The following is a 3,691-nucleotide window of genomic DNA, read 5'->3' as shown; positions in this document are numbered from 1 at the left end:
CCGAAGCTTCCCCAACTTCCGCACCAGAATCCTCTTCTACTGCGGAAAACTCGAACTCCTGCCGAACGACGTTACCCATTAAAATTCCGGAAGAACCTTTTCTACCATGCCGCCATTCTAACAGGCGCTCGGTCGGCCAACTATTCCGGTGTCGGTAGCGAAGTAAACTTGTATCAAGCATCAAGGCATTTGTGATCCCGATTCCGGCAGGTTACCTTAGAGCGTTTGCTGGTAGACGCCGGTTGTATTCCGGGGTCTTGTCGCGTTTTACCGCCTGTCTTGAGGGTCCGCTTGTGCGTTTCGTTCTCTTCTGCATCGTCGTCTGTGCAAGTTGTGGTGTCGCGGCCCGCGCCGCAGAAACCCCTGTTCCGGAGGAGCCAGTCGTATTTGGCGCCTCGGACGAGCCGCAAGGCGCGATGCAGAGCATCCGCTTGCCGGCAGGATTCCGCGTGGAGCTCTTCGCCGCGGAGCCGATGGTCGCCAATCCCGTGGCGTTCGGCTTCGACGAGCGCGGACGTATCTACGTTTGCGAAACCTTCCGGCAGAGCAAAGGGGTCGAAGACAATCGCGGGCACATGGATTGGCTCGACGACGATCTCGCGGCGCAGACTGTGGAAGATCGCCTCGCCTATCTAAAAAAAAACCTGGGCGAGAAGATCGCTGATTATACGAAGCAAGACGACCGCATTCGTTTGCTCGAAGACACGGATCAAGACGGCCAGGCGGATCGTGTGACGGTGTTTGCCAATCGCTTTAACGGCGTCCTGGACGGCACTGGCGCCGGCGTGTTGGCCTATCGCGGCAATGTTTACTACACCTGCATTCCGGAACTTTATCTCCTCCGCGATGAAAACGGCGACGGCCAGGCTGACGTGCGTAAGTCGCTCCATCATGGTTTTGGCGTCCGCTACGCTTTTCGCGGCCACGACCTCCACGGCCTGCGCGTCGGCCCGGACGGCAAGCTGTATTTCAGCATGGGCGACCGTGGCTATAACGTCGACGTGGGCGATCGCCAATACGTGAATCCTGATTCCGGCGCCGTGTTCCGCTGCGATCTTGACGGCTCGAATCTCGAAGTCGTCGCCACCGGACTTCGCAATCCGCAGGAGCTCGCCTTCGATCAATACGGCAATCTGTTCACCGGTGACAACAACTCCGACGGCGGCGACAAAGCCCGCTGGGTGCAGGTCGTCGAAGGGATGGACGCCGGTTGGCGGATGTACTACCAGTACCTGAGCGACCGGGGCCCGTGGAACCAGGAAAAACTCTGGCATCCTCAACACGACGGCCAGGCGGCCTACATCGTGCCGCCAATCGCCAACATCGGCGACGGTCCGTCAGGACTCACGTATGATCCCGGCGTCGGCCTGCCGGCGGAGTGGCGCGACCACTTCTTCATGGTCGATTTCCGCGGCAGCACCTCGCAAAGCGGCATCCGCGCCATCAAGGTCAAGCCGAAAGGGGCGACGTTCGAGATCGAGCGTTCCGCGGAATTCATGTGGTCGCTCTTGGCGACGGACGTCGATTTCAGCCCGGACGGCCAGCTCTACGCTTCCGACTGGGTCGAAGGCTGGAACGGCCCCGGCAAGGGACGCATTTATCGCTTCCCCACGAATGACAACATCGACCGCGCCGCGCGCGACGAAGCGGCGAAGTTGATCGCCAACGGCGTCGGCGATTTAAGCGACGACCGTCTCATCCCGTTACTGGAACATCCGGCCATGGCAGTGCGCCAAGAGGCGCAATTCGCGTTGGCCGCGCGACCGACTGGGCTGGAACTACTCAGTAAGACGCTACGAGAGAGCAAGCATCAACTGGCGCGGATTCACGCCATTTGGGGCCTGGGGATGCGAATGGCGCTCGAGCCAGCGGCGCTCGAGCCGCTTGTCGCTGCGGCAGCCGACGACGACGCGGAGATTCGCGCGCAATTAGCAAAGCTCCTTGGCAAATCCAAGAGCACGAACGCTCGCGTCGCCGCGCTGATGCTTCGTCAAGATGCCAGCTTGCGGGTCCGCGCCTTCGCCGCCATTTCCTTAGGACAGCAGGGCGATCCGTCGAACGTTCCACATCTGTTGGCGATTCTCGCGGACAACGCCGATCAGGATCCCGTGCTGCGGCATGCTGCCGTGATGGGCTTGTACGGATCAGGTACGCCTCAAGAGTTGATTAGTCGCTCCAAAGATCCGTCCTCCTCGGTTCGCCTGGGAATCGCCCTGGCGTTGCGCCGCCATGCTTCGCCGCTGATTGCCAGATTCCTACACGACTCGGATCCGCTGATCGTCGCCGAAGCCGCGCGCGCGATCTACGATTTGCCCATTCCTGACGCAATGGAAGATCTGGCGTCGCTCGCGACTCAACCTGGTTTGAGCGAGACAGTGCTTCGCCGCGTGTTGAACGCCAACTACCGCTTGGGCGGAGCAGACCACGCCGAACGCATCGCGCACCTCGCGGCGCGATCGTCCACGCCCGACGACTTGCGCATCGACGCCCTGCGAGCCTTGCAAGACTGGGCGGAGCCGTCCGGTCGCGATCGATTCCTCGGCGCTTGGCGACCCCTGAAAAAGCGTGACGCCAACATCGCAGCGAACGCGCTCAAGCCCGTGCTGGCCGCGGTGTTCAGCGGCCCTGATCGCGTGCGCCGCGCCGCCGCTCGCACCGCCTCGCGATTGGGGATTCAGGAAGTCGGCCCGACGTTGGTCACGCTGGTGTTGGATCAGGAGTCCGCGCCGGCCTCGCGCGCGGAAGCCATCGACGCCCTCGCGGCACTGCACGCCAAAGAACTACCGCTGGCAGTAGATCACGCCTTACAAGATGCGTCCGGCGAGGTCCGCGCTGCAGCGCGCACGGCGCTCGTGACGTTGGACAAGTCTCGCGCGCTCGACGAGTTGGAGCGCGGCCTCACGCAAGGCGAAACCGTCGAACGGCAGAGCGCCTTGCAAGCCCTCGGCGGCATCGACGATGCCCGGGTCGATACCGTATTGATCGCGGCGCTCGATCAATTGCTGGCCGGTACGATGCCGGCGGAAGTGCAATTGGACGTACTGACCTCGGCCGCCGCCCGTTCCGATGCGGATGTGCTAGCCAAATTGAACCAATACGAAACCGGGCTCGATGCGAGCGACCTGCTCGCGCCGTACCGCGTGGCACTCGCTGGCGGCAATGCGGAACGCGGTCAACAAATTTTCTTCACACGCAGCGACGTCTCCTGTCAGCGCTGCCACAAGATCGCAGGCCGTGGCGGCGACGTCGGCCCGGATCTCTCGCAGATCGCCGCGATGAAAGACCGCAACTACCTGCTCGAAGCGGTGCTTCAGCCGAGCGCGCAAATCGCCAAAGGCTTCGAAACGGTCACTGTGGCGCTCGAAGACGGCCGTCTCATGTCCGGCGTGCTGCGCGGGGAAGACGATGCCACGCTGCAACTCGTGACGCCCGAGGGAAAACTGCTCACGATCGACAAATCGACGATCGACGAACGCGCCAGCGGCCCTTCGGCGATGCCGGATACCGTGGCGAAGTTCCTCACCAAGAGCGAGCTTCGCGATCTGATCGAGTATCTGGCGACACTGAAATAGGAACAGACGCGTCACAGTCTCCTTTCGCTCCTAGGCTGTGAATCTATGGCGAAAGCGAGTTTGGGTTGATCTGCGGAAAGAGTTTTGTTGTTCTTGGGCGGTGATTTGCGTGAGAGGAT

At 61.7% G+C, this 3,691-nt stretch carries 2 protein-coding genes; one reads left to right on the top strand and one right to left on the bottom strand.

The window, feature by feature from the left end:
* Positions 1 to 184, bottom strand: a 184-nt coding sequence (locus tag SGJ19_18930; GenBank protein MDZ4782325.1) for a hypothetical protein, incomplete at its 3' end; no start/stop codon positions are given.
* Positions 185 to 293: 109 nt separating this feature from the next.
* On the opposite strand from SGJ19_18930, the gene SGJ19_18925 reads away from it, so the two are divergent.
* A complete protein-coding gene (locus SGJ19_18925; GenBank protein ID MDZ4782324.1) occupies positions 294 to 3,572 on the top strand; it encodes a PVC-type heme-binding CxxCH protein in 3,279 nt (1,092 codons plus the stop codon).
* Positions 3,573 to 3,691: the final 119 nt, after the last annotated feature.

The sequence above is a fragment of the Planctomycetia bacterium genome (genome assembly GCA_034440135.1).
Taxonomy (GTDB): Bacteria; Planctomycetota; Planctomycetia; order Pirellulales; family JALHLM01; genus JALHLM01.
The sequence above is the reverse complement of the archived record's forward strand: the minus strand, read 5'-3'. Positions and strand labels throughout refer to the sequence as shown.